The sequence below is a fragment of the Microlunatus sp. M237 genome (assembly GCF_056896895.1).
Genome location: NZ_JBXHBL010000001.1, coordinates 1 through 21666, shown reverse-complemented (window position 1 = coordinate 21666; position 21666 = coordinate 1). Strand labels below are relative to the sequence as shown.

Below are 21666 nucleotides of genomic sequence, written 5' to 3'. Positions count from 1 at the left end.
AGCCGAGCATCCTAGTGAGACCGGCCAGGTCGTGGCACCCTGGCACCGTGACCCTCTACCCACCGATCGAGCCGTACGCCAGCGGGATGCTCGAGGTCGACGACCAGAACTCGATCTACTGGGAGGAGTGCGGCAACCCCGACGGCAAGCCGGCGGTGTTCCTGCACGGCGGGCCCGGTGGCGGGTCGACGCCTGCGGTACGCCGGCTATTCGACCCGGAGCGCTATCGGGTGGTGCTGCTGGACCAGCGTGGCTGTGGCCGCAGCCGGCCGCACGCCAGCGACCCCGCCGCCGACCTGAGCAGCAACACGACCTGGCACCTGGTCGCCGACCTCGAGCGGCTGCGCCGCGACCGGGGGATCGAGCGCTGGCTGGTGTTCGGCGGGTCCTGGGGGAGCACGCTGGCACTGGCGTACGCCGAGGAGCACCCCGACCGGGTGAGCGAGCTGGTGCTCCGCGGCATCTTCACCCTGCGCCGCAGCGAGCTCGATTGGTACTACAACGGCGGCGCTGGCCAGCTCTTCCCGGAGTGGCGCGAGCGGTTCCTCGCCCCGCTGGGCGGGCCGGGCTTCGAGGGCGACGCGATCGCGGCGTACGCCGAGTTGCTGTTCGACCCCGACCCGGCGGTGCACGGTCCGGCCGGCGTGGCCTGGACCAGCTGGGAAGCCGCGACCATGACCCTCGAGGAGGATCCGGCCCTGGTGGCCGCCTTCAGCGACCCTCGGTACGCCGTCGCCTTCGCCCGAATCGAGAACCACTACTTCAGCCACGGCGGCTGGTTCACCGAGGGCCAGCTGATCGCCCACGCCGACCGGCTGGCCGGCATCCCGGGGGTGATCATCCAGGGCCGCTACGACATGGCGACGCCGGCGGTGACCGCCTGGGACCTGCACCGGGCCTGGCCGGCGGCAGAGCTGACGATGGTGCCGGCGGCCGGGCATGCCTTCTCTGAACCGGGTATCACCGCCGCCCTGGTGGCGGCCACCGACCGGTTCGCGGGGCCGGCGTCGCAGCCGGAGGTCTAAAGCTCTTTGGGCGGCTGGGGCGAAGTCACTAGGATGGACGACGACATCGCCCACTTTCTGCGAGGAACTCCTGAACGCCTCAGACAACACCGCCGCTGCCTCCGGTCGCACCGCCGCCACCTCGTCTCCGGACGGACCCGCGGTGCTGGCTGGGAGTCGGCGGATCACCGTGCCGGCCTCGATCGACATGGTGAACATCCTCGGCCCCCGCGACGAGTTCCTCCGCATCCTGGAGCGACAGCTCGACGCCGACATCCACGTCCGCGGCAACGAGATCACGCTGACCGGCCCATCTGCGGCGCTGAGCCTCGGCGTCGACGTGGTCAACGAGATCGTCACCGTGCTCCGTACCGGGCAGGGTCTCACCGCTGACGCGGTGGAGCGCATCTGCACCATGCTCAGCAGCCGGGAGGACGCCCGTCCCGCCGACGTGCTGACCCAGAACATCTTGTCCAGCCGCGGCAAGACGATCCGGCCCAAGACGCTGAACCAGAAACGCTACGTCGACGCGATCGACAAGCACACCGTGGTCTTCGGGATCGGCCCGGCCGGTACCGGCAAGACCTATCTGGCCATGGCCAAGGCTGTCCAGGCGCTGCAGAACAAGCAGGTCAACCGGATCATCCTCACCCGCCCTGCGGTGGAGGCCGGTGAGCACCTCGGCTTCCTGCCGGGCACGCTGAACGACAAGATCGACCCGTATCTGCGCCCGCTCTACGACGCGCTGCACGACATGGTCGACCCGGACTCGATCCCGCGGCTGTTGACCGCCGGCACCATCGAGGTCGCGCCGCTGGCCTACATGCGCGGTCGGACCCTGAACGACGCCTTCATCATCTTGGACGAGGCCCAGAACACCTCGATGGAGCAGATGAAGATGTTCCTCACCCGGCTCGGCTTCGGCGCCAAGATGGTCGTCACCGGTGACATCACCCAGGTGGACCTGCCCGGCGGCACCCGCAGCGGCCTGCGAGTGGTGCAGGGCATCCTCGACGACGTCGAGGACATCGCCTTCTGCAACCTGACCAACCACGACGTGGTACGCCACAAGCTGGTCGGGCGGATCGTCGCGGCATACGACAAGTTCGAGTCCGACCAGCCGGCACCGCACACCCGTGGGTCGCGCCAGTGAGCATCGATCTCAACAACGAGTCGGGCGTCGAGGCGGACACCGCCGGCCTGGTCCGACTCGCGACCTTCGCGCTGGACCAGCTCCGGATCCACCCGCAGGCCGAGCTGTCGATCCTGCTCGTCGACGAGGACACCATGAGCTCGTACCACGAGAAATACATGGGCGAGCCCGGTCCGACCGACGTGCTGTCCTTCCCGATGGACGAGCTGCGGCCCCCGAGCGACGGCGACGAGCCGCCGGAAGGGCTGCTCGGCGACATCGTGCTCTGCCCGGCCGTCACCGATCGGCAGGCCCGCGAGCACGGCCGCAGCCCGCAGCAGGAGGCGGAGTATCTGCTGGTGCACGGCCTGCTGCACCTGCTCGGCTTCGATCACGCCACGCCGGAGGAGAAGGCCGAGATGTTCGGACTCAAGGACAAGATCATCGACGCCTGGGTCGCTCAGCGCCCGGACCGGAACTGAGCCGGTGAACCAGGCCGACTGGATCCAGCTCGGCATCGCGCTGCTGTTGGTGATCGCCGCCGGGGTGCTGGCCGCTGCCGAGTCCGCCCTCTACTCCTTCTCCCGGGCCCGCGCTGACCGGCTGGTCGAAGACGGGCTGCCGGGCGCGGCGAAGGTCCGCAAGATCGTGGACGACCCGCCGCGCTTCCTCAACACCGCCCTGTTCCTGCGGACGGTGTGCGAGATCAGCGCCATCGTGCTGGTGGCCCTGGTGGTGTTCGGCCTGTTCGCCCACACCTGGGAGCGGGTGCTGATCACCGCCGGGTCGATGATCGTCATCTCCTACATCTTCTGGGGAGTGGCTCCGCGTACCCTCGGCCGTCAGCACGCGGACCGGGTGGCCTGCGGGGTGGCCGGGATCTTGGTGGCCCTGACCACCGTGCTCGGACCGTTCCCGCGGCTGCTGATCATGATCGGGAACGCGCTCACCCCCGGCAAGGGGTTCAGCGACGGCCCGTTCTCGACCGAGGCCGAGCTGCGGGAGCTGGTCGACCTGGCCGAGGCCAGTGAGCTGATCGAATCTGGCGAGCGGCGGATGATCCACTCCGTGTTCGACCTGGGCGACACCATCGTCAAGGAGGTGATGGTCCCGCGCACCGACATGGTCTTCATCGAGGAGCACAAGACGCTGCGGCAGGCCGTCTCGCTGGCGCTGCGCTCGGGCTTCAGCCGCATCCCGGTGATCCGCGACGGTCTCGACGACGTGGTCGGTGTGCTCTACCTCAAGGACGTCATCAAGCGCGTCTACGACAGTCCCAAGTCCGAGACGATCGAGCGGGTCAGCTCGATGATGCGCAAGCCGGAGTGGTGCCCCGACTCCAAGCCCGTCGACGAGCTGCTGCGCGAGATGCAGCTCAAGCGGATCCACCTGGTCATCGTGGTGGACGAGTTCGGTGGGACGGCCGGCATGGCCACGATCGAGGACATCCTCGAGGAGATCGTCGGCGAGATCACCGACGAGTACGACGAGGAGAACAACGACATCACCGAGCTGGGGGAGGGGCGGTTCCGGGTCTCGGCCCGACTGCCGGTCGACGAGCTCGGTGAGCTGTTCGGGCTCAAGCTGGACGACGAGGACGTCGACACCGTCGGCGGGCTGATGGCCAAGAGCTTGAACAAGGTGCCGATCGCCGGGTCCGTGGTGACCTACGACGGGCTGGAGCTGGTGGCGGAGCGATCGAGCGGCCGTCGCAACCAGATTGGTACGGTGATCGCGACGCGGATCGACGCCGACTCCGAGGAGGGGTCCGACGAGGACCGACGCGCGGAGGCAGCCACCCGGCTGGCCGCCGAATCTGCAGCAAGGGCGACGTAGTGACGAATCCAGGACAACCGAGCAACCCCGAGGATCTGAAGATCCTCACCCTGGCCCGCTCGGCCAGGGCGCGGTTGAACGCCCGCGAAGGTGCGGCCGTTCGCGACACCGACGGACGGACCTATGCCGCGGCCAGCGTCTCACTGCCGCACCTGGACCTGTCAGCGGTGGCGGTGGCGGTGGCGATGGCCGTGTCCTCGGGGGCCCAGGGTCTGGAGGCTGCGGCGCTGAGCTCGGAGCATCCGCCGCGAGACTTCGACCTGGAGATCCTGCGCGACCTGCCAGGTGTCGATGTCGTGGTCTGGTACGCCGACCCGAGCGGTGCCGTGCAGGGATCGGTGGTCGTCGATGAGCAGCTCTGACACCCAGGCCGGTGGACAGCCACCGGCAGTGTTCCGATCCGGCTTCGCCTGCTTCGTCGGCCGTCCGAACGCCGGCAAGTCGACGCTGACCAACGCCATCGTCGGCTCCAAGATCGCCATCGCGTCGTCCAAGCCACAGACCACCCGGCACGCGATCCGCGGGATCGTGCACCGCCCGGACGGGCAGCTGGTGCTGATCGACACCCCGGGCCTGCACCGGCCCCGGACCCTGCTGGGCGAGCGGCTCAACGACGTGGTCCGTTCCACCTGGTCGGAGGTCGACGTGGTGGGCGTCTGCCTGCCGTCCGACCAACGGATCGGGCCCGGTGACACCTATCTGGTCTCGGAGATCGCGCTGCTGCCACGCCGGCCGATCCTGGTGGCGGTGGCCACCAAGTCCGACCTGGTGTCGCCGACCCGGATGGCGGAGCACCTGATGGCCATCAGCGCGCTGGAGGAGAAGCTCGGCGTCAGCTGGGCCCACATCATCCCGGTGTCGGCCACCGCCAACGACCAGGTCGACCTGCTGGCCGACACCTTGTTGTCGTTGCTGCCGGAGGGCCCCCAGCTCTACCCGGACGGCGACATCACCGACGAGCCGGAGGAGACCCTGATCGCGGAGCTCATCCGCGAGGCAGCGCTGGAAGGGGTCCGCGACGAGCTGCCGCACTCCATCACGGTCACTGTGGAGGAGATGCGACTGCGACCCGACCGGCCCGAGGACAAGCCGCTGCTGGAGATCTTCGCGTCCATGGTGGTCGAGCGGGACTCCCAGAAGGGCATCATCATCGGCCACAAGGGCAGCCGGCTGCGCGACATCGGAGCAGCCGCCCGCGGCCAGATCGAGACGCTGCTGGGTACGCCGGTCTACCTCGACCTGCGAGTCAAGGTACTCAAGGAGTGGCAGCGCGACGCCCGGTATCTCAATCGGCTGGGTTTCTGAGCCACCCCGGGCGCTGAGTCCTAGCACCGCTCGGGCCGGCTCAGCTGCGGACCGGTGACCGCTGTGGCCCACCTCTAGTCCCCCCGGTCGCCAGGCGTACCTCCAGAGCATGGTCACCGGTCCGCAGACTCAGCTGTGGTTCGGTGCCGTGCCGTGGACCGGATTGGTCGGCGGTGAAGATTCTTTTTCGCCGGCGGTCCGCTGGGGGGAACGCCGGCGTCAGCTGCCCGACGCGACCAGGTGCTCCGTTCGCGCGGCCGCGGTGGCCGGCAGGACCAGCTGATACTCCGCGAAGACCCGGGAAAGCCGATAGCCGATCGCCTCGTTGACCTTGATCATGTATGAGTTGTCGGCGTGGTTCCAGGTCTCCACCACCTCCAGCTGTGGCTCGGCCTCGGCCAGCCAGCGCATCATCTCCACCTTGACCGCCAATCCGAGGCGATGGCCACGGTGCTCCCGGCTGACCGCGGTGTCACCCTGCCCGGCGAAGTGCGGCCGGAGCGGATGGGTGATCACCAGCGTGTGGCCGCCGATCTCACCGGTCCCGCGGTGCCGCGCCCAGACGCGATAGAGGCGGTTGCCGGACTTGGCGTTGGCAGTCTCCATATCCCGTAGCCGCTGCAGGTCGAACTTCTCCTCCTCGAACTTCAGCTCACCCATGGGCGCGTCGTTGATGGCCGCGGTCACGGCGACGAGTTCGGCGAGCACGTCGTTCGGGGTGGGTGCCAGCTGGCGCACGATCTCGTAGTCAGCAGCGGCCGTGGCGGCGTCGCCGGCCAACCGGTCGACCGAGGTCCAGTCGACGTCGGCCAGCACCTGGCGGCGGCGCGCGACGTGGCTGGCGTAGACGAAGCCGAACCGCTCCAGAAATGCCCGGGCTCCATCGTCATCCTCGGCGGCGCCGAGCCAGATGGTGTCGCGCTGGCAGGCGGTGGTCAGGCGCAGCACCTCAGCCACCATGGCGGTGCCATGGCCGCGGCGACGATGGTCGGGATGCACCACCACGCCGGCCCACACCAGGTGGCGGTTGTCGCGCTGGGGCTTGTCGACGTCGAGGACGCCGACCGGTTCGTCGGACCCCTCGGGGACATACAAGAACTTCTCTCCGGGCTCGAGATCCCAGCCGTAGCGCAGGTCGTTGGCGGTCAGCTCGGGAATGGCCTCGACCGCGTCCGGGTCGTCGACCCGGTTCGCGACGTTGGTGATCTCGACGGCTCGGGCGATCAGCTCGGCGTCGTCGGGACGGACAGGCAGAAAAGGCATATCGCTAGCCTGGACCTCCGGGCGGGTCGCTGGCCAGCGAATATCGGCCCCGCCAATCCCGCCGGTGCGGGCCGCTTCCCTCCGACGAAGTTGGTGGGCTAGGGTGACGACATGGCTGGAACCGGACGCTGGAGCGCGCTGCTCCTTCTTCGTTGCCGCAGCGAGGCCCGCTAAGGGCTGGCACCCTCGCTGCGGAGTTGTGGCGTCCCGGCCCGGAACCCGTTCACACCAGCGAGGAAATATCGATGTCGATCGACAGCACCAGCACGTCCCATCCCAGCAACCGGTTCGGCACTCGGGCGCAGTCCGTCCCCGTACAGCAGCCGAGCCCGATGCCGTTCTCCCGTTATCGCGCATTCCCGCCGATCAATCTGCCGGATCGCACCTGGCCGACCAAATCGGTGACCGAGGCGCCGCGATGGCTCTCCACCGACCTGCGGGACGGCAACCAGGCCCTGATCGACCCGATGACGGTGGCCCGCAAGCACAAGATGTTCGAGCTCTTGGTCTCGATGGGCTACAAGGAGATCGAGATCGGGTTTCCGTCGGCCAGCCAGACCGACTTCGACTTCGTCCGCCAGCTGATCGAGGGCGGGCACATCCCCGACGACGTCACCGTCTCCGTGCTGACCCAGGCGCGTGAGGACCTGATCGAGCGGACGGCCGCGTCCCTGGTCGGGGCGAAGTCGGCGACCATCCACCTCTACAACGCGACCGCCGAGCTGTTCCGGCGGGTCGTGTTCAACGTCGACAAGTCGGAGTGCATTGCGCTGGCGACCCGTGGCACCGAGCTGGTGATGAAGTATGCGGAGGAGCATCTGGGCGACGTGGCCTTCGGCTACGAGTACAGCCCGGAGATCTTCACCGGCACCGAGCTGGACTTCGCGGTGGACGTCTGCAACGCCGTGATGGACGTCTGGCAGCCCGAGTCCGGCCGCGAGATCATCCTCAACCTGCCCGCCACGGTGGAGATGTCCACTCCCAACGTCTACGCCGACCAGATCGAGTGGTTCGGCCGGCACGTCCGTAACCGTGATCACGTCGCCATCTCGCTGCACCCCCACAACGACCGCGGGACAGCGGTCGCCGCGACCGAGCTGGCCCTGATGGCCGGCGCGGACCGGGTCGAGGGCTGCCTGTTCGGCCACGGCGAGCGCACCGGCAACGTGGACCTGGTCACCTTGGGAATGAACCTGATGTCCCAGGGCATCGACCCCAAGATCGACTTCTCCGCGATCGACGAGATCCGCCGCACCGTGGAGTACTGCACCAACCTGCCGGTCCACCCGCGCCACCCCTACGCCGGTGACCTGGTCTACACCGCCTTCTCGGGCAGCCATCAGGACGCGATCAAGAAGGGCCTGGAGGCGCTGGAGAAGAAGGCGGCGGCCGAGGGTATCGGCGTCTCCGAGATCGCCTGGGAGGCGCCGTACCTGCCGATCGACCCGCACGACGTCGGCCGGTCCTACGAGGCTGTCATCCGGGTCAACTCGCAGTCCGGCAAGGGCGGCGTGGCGTACATCATGAAGAGCGAGCACCGACTGGACCTGCCTCGGCGGCTGCAGATCGAGTTCTCCCGGGTGGTGCAGTCGCACACCGACACCGGCGGCGGTGAGATGTCACCCGGTGCCCTTTGGGAGATCTTCCAGAACGAGTATCTGAACGCTTCCAGCGGACTCGGCCTGGTCACGGTGAACAGCGTCTCCGGCACCGGCCAGACCGACCAGGTGGCGGCCACCGTGACCCAGAACGGGGTCCAACGGCAGATCACCGGCGAGGGCAACGGGCCGCTGTCGGCCTTCGTCGACGCGCTGCAGCCGCTCGGGCACCAGGTCCGGGTGCTGGACTACCAAGAGCACGCGCTCTCGGCCGGCGGCGACGCCCTGGCCGCGGCCTACGTCGAGTGCGAGGTCGGAGTGGGCGAGGACTCCCAGGTGGTCTGGGGCGTGGGGATGGATGCCAACATCGTCGCCGCCTCGCTCAAGGCTGTCATCTCCGCGGTCAACCGCGGCTGAGCAGACTCTGCCTGGTCGGGCAGCGGGAGGCTTACCGCGTCAGTAGGTGAGTCGCTCCGCTGCCTTGACCAGAGAGCGCTCCATCGGCGACGGCGGGTCGTTCGACGACCTGCTGTCCGGATAGCTCCAGTCCTGCTCGTCGCCTTGGACCACCATCGACAAGAACAGCACCCGACTGCCGGCGAGGACCAGGCCGACACTCTCGAAGGTCGCGTCGTCGGCGTCTTGCTGCTGGTAGCGCACGGTGAGGAACTTCGCCGTGATGCCCTCGGGGATCTCGACGTCATACAACGGCGACGGCTTGTCCGCGGTGAAGCCCGCCGCGCGCAGGGTGGCGCGGCAGCCGGTGGCATCCGCGGTCAGCACCGAGAACACCTTCAGCGCCGCGGCCGGGTCGGCGTAGTCCATGCTCAGCGCGGTGGCGTAGCCGGCCTCGGGCAGCGTGTAGTTGCGCCGGTACACCGCTTTCAGTCCGGCGAAGGTGGTGGGGTCCTGTCCGACGCACAGCGATGCGGCGTCGTCGCCGGCCCCTTCGTAGGTGCTCTCGACCTTCCAGTCCCCGGCCCGGTCCCACTCCAGGTCGCGGTCGGTGGGCAGCGCCTTGGCGCTCAGGGGCGGCAGCGCGTCGTCCGGCGAGGCGTTGCTGGACGGAGGGCTCGAGGGAGCGGATTCCTCCGCCTCCGACGACTTCTCGGTCGGTTCGAGCGGTGGCTCCGCGGAGTCCGTCTCGGCCGGCTCGGCGTCGTCGGACGGCTCGGCCTGCGGCGTGGCGCTGGCCGGGACCGCGAGGGTCGGGTTGGCCGCGGGTATGGCCGAGTCGGAGTCGTTGCCGGTGAGCACCACCACCGCACCGACCAGGACCGAGAGGATCATCGCCACACCGGCGGCACCGAGCAGTCGTCCCTTCCACTCAGAGGTGGGCGCCCGGCGGCCGGGCACCGGGGTGGGCCGCAGATCTGACAAGGCAACACCTTTCGCGGAGGGGCCTTTCGCGGAGGGGGCCCTTTCGCGCAGGGGGCCTTTCGCGCAGGGACGCGAGAAGGATAGCGGAGTCGGTCAGCCCGCCAACCCGTTCGCCTTCGTTCGCTCCGGCTGGGAGCCGGCGAAGATCCACGCCGAGAAGAACGGCACCAGGTCCACCGTGGTGCTCGCCTGCGCTTTGATCATCCATTCCTCAAGGCTGCGGCTGCCGGGCGTCTGGCTCCACTCCCGCGCCAACGAGAGGAACGCCTCGTCGCCGATCACCGTGCGCAATGCCTGCAGCGTCATCGGGCCCCGCAGATAGACGGTGCTGAACAGCTGGTCCTTGCCCGGGTCGATCATGGTGATCCGCCAGAAGTCCGCTCGGCCGTTCGCCCGGTCGTAGAGGCGCCGCAGCTCCTCGGTGGCCGGCCGGCCACCGGTCCGCTCGGCGTAGCCCCACTCGGCCCAGGACGCGTACGCCTCGTTGATGAAGATGTCGTTCCACTGCCGCAGCGTCACGTTGTCGCCGAACCACATGTGGGCCAGCTCGTGCACCACCAAGGTGGTGGCGTACTTCGGGTCCGAGATGGCGGACCGCTCGTACACCGGCCGGGTCTGCGTCTCCAGGCCGGAGAACCACATTCGGTGCGCCGGCACCACGCCGCCCAGCTCGCTGAACGGGTACGGTCCGAACATCGTCTCCAGGGTCCGGACGATCTCGGCTGAACGCCGCAGGGCGACGAAGGAGCGCTCCCGCTCTGCGGCCGACAGCTGTTCGGAGACCGCATAGACGTACGGCCGCCCGTCGGCCTGGCCCTCCTCGAGCACGAACTGCCCGATCGAGACGAACACCAGATAGCTGGCCATCGGCTGGCGGGCCACCCAATGCCAGGTGTCGAAGTCCGCCTCGGCGGCGGTGTCGCGCGACTCGAGCCGACCGACGCTGACCGCTTCCATCCCGGCGGGCACCCGGACCGACACGTCGACCAGCGCGGGGTCGGAGGGATGGTCGTTGGCGGGGAACCACCAGGCCGAGCTCTCCGGCTCCCCGGCCGCGGTCCACTCCGACCCGGTGGTCCACCACGGGGTCACGTCGCCGCGCTTCAGCCCACCGGGTTCGCCGGCGTAGCGGGTCACCACGGTGAACTCCGCCCCGGCAGCCACGTTCGCCGACGGGTCGACCCGCAGGTCCTGGAATCCCTGCAGCTCGAAGTCCGCGGCCCGGCCGTCGACGGTCACCGACTCCGCCGTCAGGGCGAGGTCGAGATAGAAGGCAGCCAGGGTGCTGGTCGCGCGGGCGGTCATCGTGGTGGTTCCGGTCAACCGCTGGCTGGCCGGGTCCCAGCTCACGTCGATCACGTAGCGCAGGGCGTCGTAGCCACTGCTGCCGAAGTCGGGGAAGTACGGGTCGCCGACCCCGGGCTGGCCTTCGTCTGGGTTGCCCGATCCGGGAGTGCCGTTCGCCACCGGCGTCTGTCGCTCGACCCAGCGGGTCAGCCCCAGTCCGGCGGCAGCGGGCAGAGCCAGGGCCAGCAGGGCCACCAACGGCGCCACCACCGCGACCACGTACGCCGCGCGATAGGGCCGATGACGGGCCGGCTGCGGGCGGGCAGCCGGCTGCTCCACCGGCGGTGGCCAGCGGGGATCAACGCTCGACATGGGCCATCGAGCGCAGGGTCCGATCCAGGTGCCAGGTGACGAAAGCGGAGGTCAGCCCGCTGGCCTCTCGCGCGCTGTGGTCATCGACCACGCGGGTGGCTTCCCAGCGTCCCTCCAACAGCGCGCTGAGCAGCTCCAGGGTCTCCCGGGCGGGGCGGGCCGAACCGGGCGGTCGGCACTGCTCGCACACCACGCCGCCGCTGGAGGGGGAGAAGGCCTGGTGCGGGCCGACCAGGCCGCAGCGGGCACAGTCGGAGAACGACGGCGCATACCCGGCGATGGCGAGCGAGCGCAGCAGATAGGAGTCGAGGATCAACGTCGCCGCTCGGGGACCGTCGCTGGTTCCACGGTTGAGCACCCGCAGGGCACCGACCAGCAGCAGATATTGCTGCAGCGCCGGCTCGCGTTCCTCCACCACCAACCGGTCGGCCGTCTCCAGCATCACCTGACCGGCGGTGTAGCGGGGATAGTCGGTGACCAGCGACTCCCCGAACGCGTCCAGGGACTCGACCTGCGTGACGATGTCGAGGGACCGGCCCACCGCGAACTGCAGGTCGATGTGGGAGAACGGCTCCAGTCGGGCGCCGAACTTCGAGGAGGTCCGGCGTACCCCCTTGGCCACCGCCCGGAGCTTGCCGTGGGTACGGCTCAAGACGGTGATGATGCGGTCCGCCTCGCCCAGCTTGTGCGTGCGGAGCACCACGGCTTCGTCACGGTAGGTGGGCACCTCGCTATTGTCCCTTACGTGCCCAAGATGCAGCGGAACCGCGCCCGTGAACCGCGCCCGGCCCCGAGGCCGCCGGTGCCGCACCCCAGCGGTGCCCGGCCGCCGGCCATCGACACCGACCGGCTGCCGCGCCACGTCGCCATCGTGATGGACGGCAACGGCCGCTGGGCCAAGGCGCGCAACCTGCCCCGGACCGAGGGCCATGCCCGTGGCGAGGACGCGTTGTTCGACGTGATCGAGGGCGCGGTGGAGATCGGCGTCAAGTACGTCTCCGCATACGCCTTCTCCACCGAGAACTGGCGCCGGTCACCGGACGAGGTGCGCTGGCTGATGGGATTCAACCGGGACGTGATCCGCCGCCGTCGCGACCAGCTCGACGCGATGGGGGTGCGGGTCCGCTGGGCCGGGCGGCGGCCCCGGCTGTGGCGCAGTGTCATCGCCGAGCTGGAGGACGCCGAGGCGCGGACCGCCGACAACGACGTCCTCACCTTGCAGTTCTGTGTCAACTACGGCGGTCGGGCCGAGATCGTCGACGCCGCGCGACAGATCGCCGAGCTGGCCGCAGCCGGCAGGCTGGACCCGGCCAAGCTGACCGAGGACCGGTTCCGCCGGTTCCTCGACGAGCCGGACATCCCCGACGTCGACCTGTTCGTTCGCTCGTCCGGCGAGCAGCGCACCTCCAACTTCTTGGTCTGGCAGTCGGCGTACGCGGAGATGGTCTTCCTGGACCGGCTCTGGCCCGACTTCGACCGCCGCGACCTGTGGCGGGCGATCGAGATCTACGCCGACCGCGACCGGCGCTACGGCGGCGCGGTGCCGAACCCGGTCGAGCCCGGCTGAGGACGATCGGCGGCCAGGGCGCAGGTATCTCGGCCCCCGCTCGGCACTCCTGACAGTCACGGCCCGGTTGCCGGGCCGCCGACCTGAGACCTCACCGTTGAGACCTCGGAGGTCGGTCCGACGACTTGGAGGGGGCCCGCCATGCCGGGTTGGTACGTGCACATGGAGGCGGCCGCGCAGACCGCCAGCCGGCTGCGGGCGGGCTCGGTCCCGGCCGGATTCCCGATCACCGCGGCCGAGGCCGTCGAGCTCGGCGAGATCTGTCATACCTGGCGCAACTACCTGGCGGTAGGTGCGTTGGGGCCTGACCTGTTCTATCTGCTGCCCGACTTCGCCGACACCAAGGGCTGCGTGATCCGGCAGGTGGTCACCTGGACCATCGATGTCTGGAAGGAGATCGACGAGGCCTTCGTCAGCAAGTGGGAGAAGTGGATCTCCCCGATCGGCACGAACACCTCCGAGCTCGCCTCGCAGCTGACCGGCGGACTGTCCAACCAGCTGGGACAGATCCTGGACGAGCTGACCTCGGCAGTGATGGCCGCGTTCAAGGGTCTGCTCGCGCAGATGGGGGACTGGTTCGGCGTGCTGACCTCCGGTGTGCCCCAGGGCTACGGCGACGACAGCTTCTACTGGTCCGACGTCTTCCACTACCGGCGGACGTATCAGTTCCCGTTCGTGCTCTTCTCCCAGGCCCGTCGGGCGCTGGATGAGGCGACCACCGACGACCAGCGCCATGACGCCGAGGCACGGATGGCCTTCGCGCTCGGATGGATGAGCCACTGCGCCACCGACGTCACCGGTCACCCGTTCACCAACGCGAAGTCCGGCGGGCCGTACCGCGACCACTGGCAGCGCCATCACCTGGTCGAGAACCACATCGACGGCCGCAACTACGACCGCCTTCACGGTGGGTCGGCCTGCTACGGCGAGTACGGCACCAGCGCGCTGCACTTCTGGGTGGCCTTCCGCCGCCGCAGCGACGGCCCGTACGCCGGCCGCGACGACGCTCCCGCCTACGACTACTGGACCGGTTTCCCGGCGTACGACACCGCGGACGGTCCCACCCCGGCCGCGAACCGCGCCGCGCACTTCGACCTGGACTCCGGACCGATGCCGGCCCATCTGCTCGACGCCCTGCTGAGCGCAATGGCCGAGGTGCACCCGCAGGGGCCGAAGATCCTGACCCAGGACCCGGCGTTCTCGGCCACCGACGCCGCCGGCGACCCGGACGGACGGCCGAACGCGGACGCGATGGCCCAGATGTGGCAGATCGTCTACGCGTACCTCAAGATGACCGGGTCGGACGGGCTGTCGCCGACCAGACCCTCACCGCCCGAGGTGTTCACCGACCACTCGTTCCCGACCCCGCCCGGAGGCGGTGGCGGCGGCGTGGACGACGACCCGTCGCGCGGTGCCGATGTGGACGACGACGACTCCTTCAACCTGTTGGACCTGCTGCTCGCGCTGTTCGCCTGGGCCGTCTACCTCGCCCAGGTCGCTGTCTGGCTGGCCACCGTGCTGCCCGGATTGATCGTCGACGTCCTCACCTTCCCAGCCCGGGAGGTCCTCTACTGGACCGTGGTGATCCCGGCCTGGAACCTCTTCCTGCTGGCCCGGCGGGCGCTGGTCATGTCCGGCTTCTTGATGCCCAAGCCGGACGAGGTCGACGCGGGCCTGATCACGTTGGGGACAACCGGCGCCTTCTCGATCGCCTCGCTGCTCGACGATCCGCTGGCCGTGGGGTCCACGGCGATGGTGATCGACGAGCCGTCGGGTCGCTTCCACGCACACGCAGCATTCGGGATGGACCCGGCGTACCCGCGCAACATCGTCCGGGACCACCCCGACGACGTGGGCGACTTCGACCTGGTCTCGGCGCTGGGACTGACCGGACCGTTGCAGTACGCCGGCGACGCAGGGCAGGAACACAAACCGAGTGAGTGGGTGGCGCCGTGGCGGTATCCGCTGCACAACCAGGCCGGGGACTGGGTGCCGCAGGAGGGAGCCCGGGTCCATGTCGGGCCGTACGTCGCGGGCGACGACGCCACCGTGCTGCTGCCGGGAACGGTGGGCGACGACACGGCGCGACACCTGCTCGAGCAGGCCGACAGCCCGGAGGCGACCGCACAGGCGCTGGACGCCCTGCTGCCGCAGGACCGCCATCTCGGCGGCCCGGTCGACTACTCGACCTACCTGGTCGGTCGGATGGTGGCCGAGCGGGGGGAGCGTGACTTCGGCGTCGCCGACTTCAACCTCGACAGTGACCGGGGCTATGCCTGGCACTGCTGGGACTGGGACCGGCACAACCTCGGACGCGACCCCGGCCAGCCCGACGCCCGCGGTCGCTGGGAGTGCGTGCCAGACCACCTGAGTACGCCCGCGACCGACTTCAGCTATCCGCAGCCCTGCACCCCACCGCAGTTCTTCCACGCCGACCACGACAACCCTCGGCGCACCGACGGCACCGGCACCCCACTGGACAGCCAGTGGTATGACCCACGCGTGGACCTGAAGGCGCATTACCTGACCCGGGAGACCCCGGCGTCGCCCGACCCGTTCGGAGCCGACCCGTGCCGGGAGAAGCGACAGCGGCCGCACGAACCGGTGTTCGGCGCCGACTGGCGGCGACTGCTCCGCGCCCGACGCGGTCAGTTCCCGCTCCGGGTCGTTCCCGACCACAGCCGTGACCACGACGAGCGAGGAGAGAACCGATGAGCAACGACCTGTTTCCACCGCACCGGCCCGAGCATCCGAAGATCTCGGCCGAGGAGGATGCCCGGCTCCGGGGCGAGGACCCGGCCACTGTGGTCGGCACCGAACCCGAGCGGGAGCCGGACCGGGATCCGGATCCTGGCTGGACGCCGGATCCCGGCCACGCCGACGAGTGGCGGCACCAGCTGGGCGAGATCGGCCGGGAGCGCCGGCCACGGCGGGAGGATGTCTATCCCTACCTGCTGATCCGCGCGATGGCCGCCGGTGACCGCGGGAGCCGACCCACCTGGCCGCCGGTGCCCTGCTGGGAGTCGCCCGACATCGTCTTGATGGACGCCGGCGATACCTCGGAGTTCGACCCGTCCCGGTTGGTGGTCACCCCGGTGGCCGGACGGTCCTATCGCGTGTTCGTCCGGATCTGGAACCTGGGGCTGCTGCCGGCGGCCGGCGTGCTGGTCAAGGGCTGGGCGGTCAACCCCGGCTTCATCGGCAGCGGCAACCAGAGTGACCCCTACTACGCGCAGAACTACATCGGCGGCCGCTGGGTCGACCTCACCGACCGGACCCGCCCCGGCTGCACCGCGGTGGTCGAGCTGGATCGCCCCTGGGAGGTCGACTCCACCGACGTCGGACACTCCTGCCTGCTGGCCGAGGTCGGCTGCCCGCTGGACCCGGCCGGCGGGTTCCTGCTGTCCAACGTCGACCGGCATGTCGGCCAGCGCAACCTGACGGTGCTGACCGGGTCGGCCGAGGTGAAGACGCTGATCGCAACGCTCGGCGGGCTGGTGCCCGACGGCTTCACCCTCGAGCTGACCCATGCGGGGCCGGTGGCCCGCGGTGTCCTGCTCGCCCTGACCGGCGGAACGCTCCACGGCCCCGACGGGGAATCGACCGAGATCGTGCTGCCGGAGCTGGAGGAGGTCCGGGTCGGGGTGTCCACCGGGACGGGCGTGCACCTGTTGACCGCCATGCGCGTCGAGGGCCGCACGGTGGTGGCCCGCAGCGATCGGCTGGCCGAGCTGAGCCAGATCGACCCGGGCCGCGCCGGTCAGCAGCGGATGCATCCCTTCGACCGGCCCGGTGGCGCCCGGCGGCTGCTCGACCGGTTGGGACCCGACAGCTGGGAGCGGCTCGGTGAGGTGAGCGACCGGCCCTTGGCCGAGGCGCTGGTGGAGGGGGTGGCGCGGCTGCTGGACGCTGACGAGTTGGTGGCGGGTCGGCTGGCCGAGGGCCTGGGTGGATCGGCCGGTGCGCTGCACCCGCTGCGGTTCACGCTGACCGATCCGGCCGGAGAGCTGGTCGGCGGCTACACCGTGGTGGTGGGCTGAGCCTCAGCAGTCGCTGCAGGTGCCGAAGATCTCCAGGTCATGGCTGACCTCACGGAAGCCGTGCTCCTCGGCCGTCGCTGTCGCCCACCTCTCGACGGCCGGTCCCGACACCTCGACCGTACGCCCGCAGCGACGACAGACCAGGTGGTGGTGGTGGCCACCGGAGCAGCGCCGGTAGGCCGTCTCCCCGTCGCTGGTCCGGATGGCGTCCAGCTCGCCGGCGTCGGCCATCAGCTGCAGGGTGCGGTAGACGGTGGTCAGCCCGATGCTGTCGCCTTGGTGTCGGAGCTCGTCGTGGATCTGCTGGGCGGTGCGGAACTCGGCCAGGCCACGCAGGATGTCGTCGACCGCGGCGCGCTGGCGGGTCTTGCGTTGCGGAGTTGCGGGGACGGGTGTGTCAGTCATGTCGATCTGCTCAGTGCTCGTCGTAGTGGTCGGCGTGGGCCGCATGCCGGTGGCCCTCGTGGATGAAGTCGGTGTGGTCACCATGGCGCACCGGGCGGTGCCCACAGCCATCATCGTGGCGGTGCGGATGGTCCTCGGCCACTAGGTGCGCGGCGGCCGCGGGCACCGCGGCGTCGACCACGTCCGGCAGCACCGGCGTCGCGGTACGTCGCCGGTTGGCCAGCACCGAGACCGGCCAGCTGAGGGCGAACACGGCGATCGCCAGCACCACGATCAGGGCGCCGGGTGCGGTGTCGGCGTAGAACGAGCCCACCGCGCCGCCGACGGACACGACCACGCCGACCGCCATCGCGCACAGCAGCGTGGCGTAGAAGCCGCGGACCAGGTTCTGCGCCGCGGCGACCGGCACCACCATCAGGGCACTGACCAGCAGCAGGCCGACGGTACGCATGGCCAAGGTGACGGTGATGGCGGCCAGCACCACGATCGCGACGTTGTAGAGACGTACTTTCAGGCCCTGCACCCGGGCGAACTCCTCGTCGGTGCAGACCGCGAAGAGCTGGGGCGCCAGGCCGAGGGTCGGCACCAGCACCACCACGGCCAGCACGGCGATCAGGCGCAGGTCGGCGCCGGTCACCGTGGTGAGGGAGCCGAACAGATACTGCGACAGTGCGCCCGTGCCGGCGCCCGCGATGCCGGACATCAGCACACCGGCGGCCAGCCCGCCGTAGAACAGGATCGCCAGCCCCACGTCACCGGAGGCTTTGCCGGTCTGCCGCAGGATCTCCACCACCACGGCGCCGGCGATGCAGACCACGACGGCGATCGGGATGGGTGCCTGTCCGGTCAGCAGGGCCAGGCCGACGCCGGCGATGGCCACGTGCCCGAGGCCGTCGCCGAGCAGGCTGAGCCGGCGCTGGACGACGTACGTCCCGATCGCCGGCGCGATCAACCCGGTCAGCAAGGCGGCGATCAGTGCCCGTTGCATGAAGGGATAGCCGAGGAGGTCGATCACCGCTCCACCGTCCCGTCCAGCAGGGGGCGGTCGGTCGACGGCGTCTCATGCTCGTGCCCGTGGTGCGGGTGGCCGGGGAGTGGGGTGAGCGGGCCGTCGGCGACCACCCGGCCCTCACTCAGCGTCACGGCGCGGTCGATCAGCGGGGTCAGCGGACCGACGTCGTGCAACACGACCAGCACCGCGGTACCGGACTGCAGCAGCTCGCCGAGCACGTCGGCCAGCACCTGCTGGTGCTCCCGGTCAACCCCCGCTGTCGGTTCGTCGAGGACAAGCAGATCGGGCCGGGTGGCCAGGGCGCGGGCGATCAGGACCCGCTGCTGCTGCCCGCCGGAGAGATGGCCCATCTCGTCGGAGCCGCGGTCCAGCAGGCCGACGGCGTCGAGGGCGTCGCTGACCGCTGTGCGGTCGTCGCGGCCGGCGGGGCGGAACACCCGGCGCCGGGCCAGTCGTCCGGAGGCGACCACCTCGCGCACTTTGGCCGTACCCAGGCTGCCGGTGGAGCGCTGGGGCACGTAGCCGATCCGGTGCCACGAGCGGAAGTCGGCCAGCGGCTCGTCGAACAGCCGCACCGTCCCGCGCTGGAGCGGCAGCAGACCGAGCAGCGACCTGACCAGGGTGGACTTGCCTGAGCCGTTGCCGCCCAGCAGCGCGACGGCCTCGCCGCGGCGGACCGAGACCGTGATGCCGCGCAGCACCGGCAGCCCGCCCAGCTCCACACAGAGCTGGTCGGCCGCCAGGGCCATCTCATCCGGCGTCATCTCGGTCAGCGGCATTCGTTGGCTGCTTCGAGTGCCGTCAGGTTCGCCCGCATGACGCCAAGGTAGTCCTGGCCCTTGGACTCGGCCGTGATCCCCTCCACCGGGTCCAGCACGTCGGTCTTCAGGCCGAGGTCACCGGCGATGGATCTGGCCACGTCGGGGGAGACCAGGGTCTCGTAGAAGATCGTGGTGACGCCGTGTCTTGTGGCCTCGGTCTGGACCTCGGCGATCCTGGCCGGAGACGGCTCCGAGTCAGGGCTCAACCCGTTGATGCCGATCTGGGTCAGGCCGAACCGGTTGGCCAGATAGCCGAAGGCAGCATGAGTGGTGATGAACTCCGAGCGCTGGCAGCTGGCCAGCCCTTTCTCGAAGTCGGTCCCCAAGGTGGTGAGCTCGGTCTGCAGGGCGGCGGCGTTGGCGGCGTAGTCGGTGGCGTGGTCGGGATCGAGCTGGGCGAGCCGCTCGGCCACCGCGCGGGTGATGGTGACCATGTTGGCCGGGTCCAGCCAGACGTGCGGATCCATCCGGTGCTCGTCGGCGTGCTCCGCATCATCGGCGGCGCTCGCCGGCTGCAGCGGGACCACGGTGGTGATGTCCAGCACCTGCTGGTTCCCGCTCTGCTCCACCGCTTCGTCCACGGCGGCCTGGAAGGACTTCTCGTACACCACGAAGTCGGCCTCGACGATGCTCGCCGTCTGCTTCGGGGTCAGCTCCACGTCGTGCGGCTCAACGCCGGGGGAGGTGAGACTGGACACGGCGCCGTGCTGGCCCGCGACCCGCTCGGCGACGAACTGGAACGGATAGAACGCCGTCACGATGTTCAGCTGGCCGGACCGCTCGGCATCGGCACCGCCAGCGCTGGATCCGCACGCCGCGGTCAGCAGCATCGCGCAGGCGCAGGCGAGCGCACCGAGGGCACGCGGGATGTTCAGCATGACAATCATTTTCATTTAGGCCGGGCGGCAAGTCAAACCGGTCGGTATCGCAACACCCCGCCAAGCCGACTCATCGGCGCGAGCTCGGGGCTCAACTCCTCGACTCCCTGCGCGCCGCACCGCTTGCGCCGTGACCCCCGCGACGAGACAGTAAGCACAGACCTGGGGAAGGGCGATCCCTCGGAACTTCGCGAATTGGCGGTGGCGAAGGCTGGGCCGAAGGCCTCCAATACTCCTGAGGAGGGAGCCGTGACCGACTACCAAGCGACGATTCGTACCCTTGCGGACGACGAGACGACGACCGATCTCGTGGTTGACCACCATCTGGTGGAGCGAGTGGCCATCAGGGTCGAGGTGCTTTCCGGCGGGCATCTGCTGCATCTGGCCGTTGCCGGCTGCGTGTTCAACGACATCCTGCGGGAGGCTCCGGGTCGAGGCATCGACATCGCCCATCTCTGCGTCTCCGCCTCGGGAGACTTCGACGAACACGGCTCTCGCGGGGTTCGCTATGCGGTGGAGATCCGCTCGTCGAACGACCCGAGCGAGGTAGAACGGCTGGTCGACGATCTGACGCTGACCGCGACGATCCCGAAGGCGCTGCGGGCCGGACTAGCCGTGGAGAGCGCCGGCACGAGCGTCGCCACCGGGTAGGGCGACCGGCGTCCTGATTGCCTGCTAGATGTACTCGGTCATGACGTTGGTGACAGTCGGCTGGTCGGCGGCAGGCCGTCGAGTGCGGTGTGTCGGCGTTGAGTGTTGTAGAACTCGAGCCAGGGTGCAAGGGCTGTGGTGCGGTCGGTGTTGGTGAGGAACACCTGCCGGTAGGCCCATTCGACCTGCAGGGTGCGGTTGAACCGTTCCGCCTTGCCGTTCTGCCACGGGCAGTGGGGTTTGATGAACAGGTGGCGGGCGCCGAGCTGGGCGACGACTTCTCGAAGTGACCAGCGGTAGGCCCACGCGTTGTCGGTCATCAGCCGTTCAATGGTGGGGATGCCGTGGTCGGCGAAGTAGGCGGCGGCGCGGAGCAGGAACGCGGCGCAGGTGGGGCCTTTCTCGTCGGTCAGGATCTCGGAGTAGGCGAGCCGGGAGTGGTCGTCGATCAGGGAGTGGACGTAGTCGTAGCCGATCCGCGCCCGCTTCTGCGCTGAGGTCTGGCCGTGCTGGCGGCCGTGGGCTTTCCAGCCGCCACCGTGGGGGATCTTGCCGATCTTCTTGACGTCCATGTGGACCAGCTCCCCGGGCCGGTCGCGTTCGTAGCGGACTGCGGTCGCCTTGGAGGTACGGATCACCTGACCGGTGAGCGGGTCGCACTCGACCAGCCGCGGCACCTGGTGGCGGCGCAGGATCCGCGCCACCGTCCGCGCTGGCACCCCGGTCTCGGGCCCCAGCCAGTCCTGCCCCCGGCGTTCGTCGTGACGCAGCTGCAGCACCCGCTTCTCCACCACAGCCGGAGTCCGGGTCGGGCTGTGAAGCGGCCGCGACGACCGGTCAGCCAAACCAGCCTCACCGAAGGAGCGGTAGCGCGCTACCCAGCGGTGCGCGCACTGACGAGAGATGCCCATCGCCTTCGCGGCATGGGCGACCGGCCACTGCTGGTGACAGACCCGCTGCACCAACAACAGCCGGCCGTGAACAGTCAGACGGGCATTACGGTGGGACATGAGGACCTCCGGACGGTAGAAGACTTCGACATCTCCACCGCACCCGGAGGTCCTCGCTACGTCAACCACCCGACCGAAGTGTCACCAACCTCTTGGCCGAGTACA

The 21666-nt window shown here is 69.5% G+C and carries 20 protein-coding genes; 11 read left to right on the top strand and 9 right to left on the bottom strand.

From position 1 onward, the window contains the following. The first annotated feature begins 47 nt into the window (after window positions 1-47). The 6 genes from pip (at window position 48) to era (ending at window position 5277) form a co-directional block, all read left to right on the top strand. Window positions 48-1025, top strand: coding sequence for a prolyl aminopeptidase (pip, locus tag AC1XX3_RS00100; protein ID WP_483319038.1), 978 nt, complete (start codon window positions 48-50; stop codon window positions 1023-1025). A 187-nt stretch (window positions 1026-1212) separates the two neighbouring features. Continuing rightward, window positions 1213-2157 (top strand): PhoH family protein, encoded by a 945-nt coding sequence (locus tag AC1XX3_RS00095; protein WP_483320185.1) that lies wholly within the window; start codon window positions 1213-1215, stop codon window positions 2155-2157. Next, window positions 2154-2618 (top strand): rRNA maturation RNase YbeY, encoded by a 465-nt coding sequence (gene ybeY / locus AC1XX3_RS00090; RefSeq protein WP_483319037.1) that lies wholly within the window; start codon window positions 2154-2156, stop codon window positions 2616-2618. The genes AC1XX3_RS00095 and ybeY overlap by 4 nt, the downstream gene beginning before the upstream one ends. Window positions 2619-2622: 4 nt before the next feature. After that, entirely contained in the window at window positions 2623-3972 is a 1350-nt protein-coding gene (locus AC1XX3_RS00085; RefSeq protein ID WP_483319036.1) for a hemolysin family protein, read from the top strand. Then, complete coding sequence (locus AC1XX3_RS00080) at window positions 3972-4334, top strand: cytidine deaminase (RefSeq protein ID WP_483319035.1); 363 nt, start codon at window positions 3972-3974, stop codon at window positions 4332-4334. Before AC1XX3_RS00085 ends, AC1XX3_RS00080 begins: the two co-directional genes overlap by 1 nt. Beyond that, window positions 4321-5277: a GTPase Era gene (gene era, locus AC1XX3_RS00075; RefSeq protein ID WP_483319034.1), complete on the top strand. Its 957-nt coding sequence runs from the start codon at window positions 4321-4323 to the stop codon at window positions 5275-5277. Before AC1XX3_RS00080 ends, era begins: the two co-directional genes overlap by 14 nt. A gap of 219 nt (window positions 5278-5496) precedes the next feature. Here the strand turns inward: era and AC1XX3_RS00070 are convergent, their stop codons facing one another. Next, a complete protein-coding gene (locus AC1XX3_RS00070; RefSeq protein WP_483319033.1) occupies window positions 5497-6540 on the bottom strand; it encodes a GNAT family N-acetyltransferase in 1044 nt (347 codons plus the stop codon). A 245-nt stretch (window positions 6541-6785) separates the two neighbouring features. Between AC1XX3_RS00070 and leuA the strand changes: the two genes are divergently transcribed. After that, a complete protein-coding gene (gene leuA / locus AC1XX3_RS00065; protein WP_483319032.1) occupies window positions 6786-8555 on the top strand; it encodes a 2-isopropylmalate synthase in 1770 nt (589 codons plus the stop codon). A gap of 39 nt (window positions 8556-8594) precedes the next feature. On the opposite strand, the gene AC1XX3_RS00060 is transcribed toward leuA, so the two are convergent. The 3 genes from AC1XX3_RS00060 to recO form a co-directional block, all read right to left on the bottom strand. Next, the gene (locus AC1XX3_RS00060; protein WP_483319031.1) at window positions 8595-9518 is read right to left on the bottom strand and encodes a hypothetical protein; all 924 of its coding nucleotides are present in this window, start codon (window positions 9516-9518) and stop codon (window positions 8595-8597) included. A gap of 93 nt (window positions 9519-9611) precedes the next feature. After that, window positions 9612-11177: a M1 family metallopeptidase gene (locus AC1XX3_RS00055; protein WP_483319030.1), complete on the bottom strand. Its 1566-nt coding sequence runs from the start codon at window positions 11175-11177 to the stop codon at window positions 9612-9614. Then, the gene (gene recO / locus AC1XX3_RS00050) at window positions 11164-11904 is read right to left on the bottom strand and encodes a DNA repair protein RecO (RefSeq protein WP_483319029.1); all 741 of its coding nucleotides are present in this window, start codon (window positions 11902-11904) and stop codon (window positions 11164-11166) included. Before recO ends, AC1XX3_RS00055 begins: the two co-directional genes overlap by 14 nt. Before the next feature lie 27 nt (window positions 11905-11931). Here recO and AC1XX3_RS00045 point away from each other — a divergent pair, with 27 nt between their 5' ends. The 3 genes from AC1XX3_RS00045 (at window position 11932) to AC1XX3_RS00035 (ending at window position 16784) form a co-directional block, all read left to right on the top strand. Continuing rightward, window positions 11932-12744: an isoprenyl transferase gene (locus tag AC1XX3_RS00045; RefSeq protein ID WP_483320184.1), complete on the top strand. Its 813-nt coding sequence runs from the start codon at window positions 11932-11934 to the stop codon at window positions 12742-12744. Window positions 12745-12885: 141 nt separating this feature from the next. Then, window positions 12886-15459 carry a zinc dependent phospholipase C family protein gene (locus AC1XX3_RS00040; RefSeq protein ID WP_483319028.1) on the top strand — a complete coding sequence of 858 codons (2574 nt, stop codon included), beginning with the start codon at window positions 12886-12888 and terminating at the stop codon, window positions 15457-15459. Continuing rightward, a complete protein-coding gene (locus AC1XX3_RS00035) occupies window positions 15456-16784 on the top strand; it encodes a hypothetical protein (protein ID WP_483319027.1) in 1329 nt (442 codons plus the stop codon). Before AC1XX3_RS00040 ends, AC1XX3_RS00035 begins: the two co-directional genes overlap by 4 nt. Before the next feature lie 3 nt (window positions 16785-16787). On the opposite strand, the gene AC1XX3_RS00030 is transcribed toward AC1XX3_RS00035, so the two are convergent. Genes AC1XX3_RS00030 through AC1XX3_RS00015 form a run of 4 tightly spaced genes read right to left on the bottom strand, consistent with a single transcriptional unit; the run spans window position 16788 to window position 19900 of the window. Next, on the bottom strand, window positions 16788-17189 hold the full coding sequence (locus AC1XX3_RS00030; RefSeq protein ID WP_483319026.1) for a Fur family transcriptional regulator: 402 nt from the start codon (window positions 17187-17189) through the stop codon (window positions 16788-16790). A 10-nt stretch (window positions 17190-17199) separates the two neighbouring features. Next, entirely contained in the window at window positions 17200-18201 is a 1002-nt protein-coding gene (locus AC1XX3_RS00025; RefSeq protein WP_483320183.1) for a metal ABC transporter permease, read from the bottom strand. Beyond that, window positions 18201-18980: a metal ABC transporter ATP-binding protein gene (locus AC1XX3_RS00020; protein WP_483319025.1), complete on the bottom strand. Its 780-nt coding sequence runs from the start codon at window positions 18978-18980 to the stop codon at window positions 18201-18203. The genes AC1XX3_RS00025 and AC1XX3_RS00020 overlap by 1 nt, the downstream gene beginning before the upstream one ends. After that, window positions 18971-19900 (bottom strand): metal ABC transporter substrate-binding protein, encoded by a 930-nt coding sequence (locus AC1XX3_RS00015; protein WP_483319024.1) that lies wholly within the window; start codon window positions 19898-19900, stop codon window positions 18971-18973. The genes AC1XX3_RS00020 and AC1XX3_RS00015 overlap by 10 nt, the downstream gene beginning before the upstream one ends. A gap of 249 nt (window positions 19901-20149) precedes the next feature. Here AC1XX3_RS00015 and AC1XX3_RS00010 point away from each other — a divergent pair, with 249 nt between their 5' ends. Continuing rightward, entirely contained in the window at window positions 20150-20551 is a 402-nt protein-coding gene (locus AC1XX3_RS00010) for an OsmC family protein (protein WP_483319023.1), read from the top strand. A gap of 38 nt (window positions 20552-20589) precedes the next feature. Here the strand turns inward: AC1XX3_RS00010 and AC1XX3_RS00005 are convergent, their stop codons facing one another. Further along, window positions 20590-21561, bottom strand: a complete 972-nt coding sequence (locus AC1XX3_RS00005; protein WP_483319022.1) for an IS481 family transposase — start codon at window positions 21559-21561, stop codon at window positions 20590-20592. Between the last annotated feature and the right edge of the window lie 105 nt (window positions 21562-21666).

Excerpts from the sequence above, each read along its gene's own strand:
- AC1XX3_RS00020 (WP_483319025.1), bottom strand. The coding sequence starts at position 18,980 with ATGCCGCTGACCGAGATGACGCCGGATGAGATGGCCCTGGCGGCCGAC.
- era (WP_483319034.1), top strand. The coding sequence starts at position 4,321 with ATGAGCAGCTCTGACACCCAGGCCGGTGGACAGCCACCGGCAGTGTTC.
- AC1XX3_RS00040 (WP_483319028.1), top strand. The coding sequence starts at position 12,886 with ATGCCGGGTTGGTACGTGCACATGGAGGCGGCCGCGCAGACCGCCAGC.
- AC1XX3_RS00030 (WP_483319026.1), bottom strand. The coding sequence starts at position 17,189 with ATGACTGACACACCCGTCCCCGCAACTCCGCAACGCAAGACCCGCCAG.
- AC1XX3_RS00035 (WP_483319027.1), top strand. The coding sequence starts at position 15,456 with ATGAGCAACGACCTGTTTCCACCGCACCGGCCCGAGCATCCGAAGATC.
- leuA (WP_483319032.1), top strand. The coding sequence starts at position 6,786 with ATGTCGATCGACAGCACCAGCACGTCCCATCCCAGCAACCGGTTCGGC.
- AC1XX3_RS00070 (WP_483319033.1), bottom strand. The coding sequence starts at position 6,540 with ATGCCTTTTCTGCCTGTCCGTCCCGACGACGCCGAGCTGATCGCCCGA.
- AC1XX3_RS00095 (WP_483320185.1), top strand. The coding sequence starts at position 1,213 with ATGGTGAACATCCTCGGCCCCCGCGACGAGTTCCTCCGCATCCTGGAG.
- AC1XX3_RS00055 (WP_483319030.1), bottom strand. The coding sequence starts at position 11,177 with ATGTCGAGCGTTGATCCCCGCTGGCCACCGCCGGTGGAGCAGCCGGCT.
- AC1XX3_RS00015 (WP_483319024.1), bottom strand. The coding sequence starts at position 19,900 with ATGCTGAACATCCCGCGTGCCCTCGGTGCGCTCGCCTGCGCCTGCGCG.
- AC1XX3_RS00045 (WP_483320184.1), top strand. The coding sequence starts at position 11,932 with ATGCAGCGGAACCGCGCCCGTGAACCGCGCCCGGCCCCGAGGCCGCCG.
- AC1XX3_RS00005 (WP_483319022.1), bottom strand. The coding sequence starts at position 21,561 with ATGTCCCACCGTAATGCCCGTCTGACTGTTCACGGCCGGCTGTTGTTG.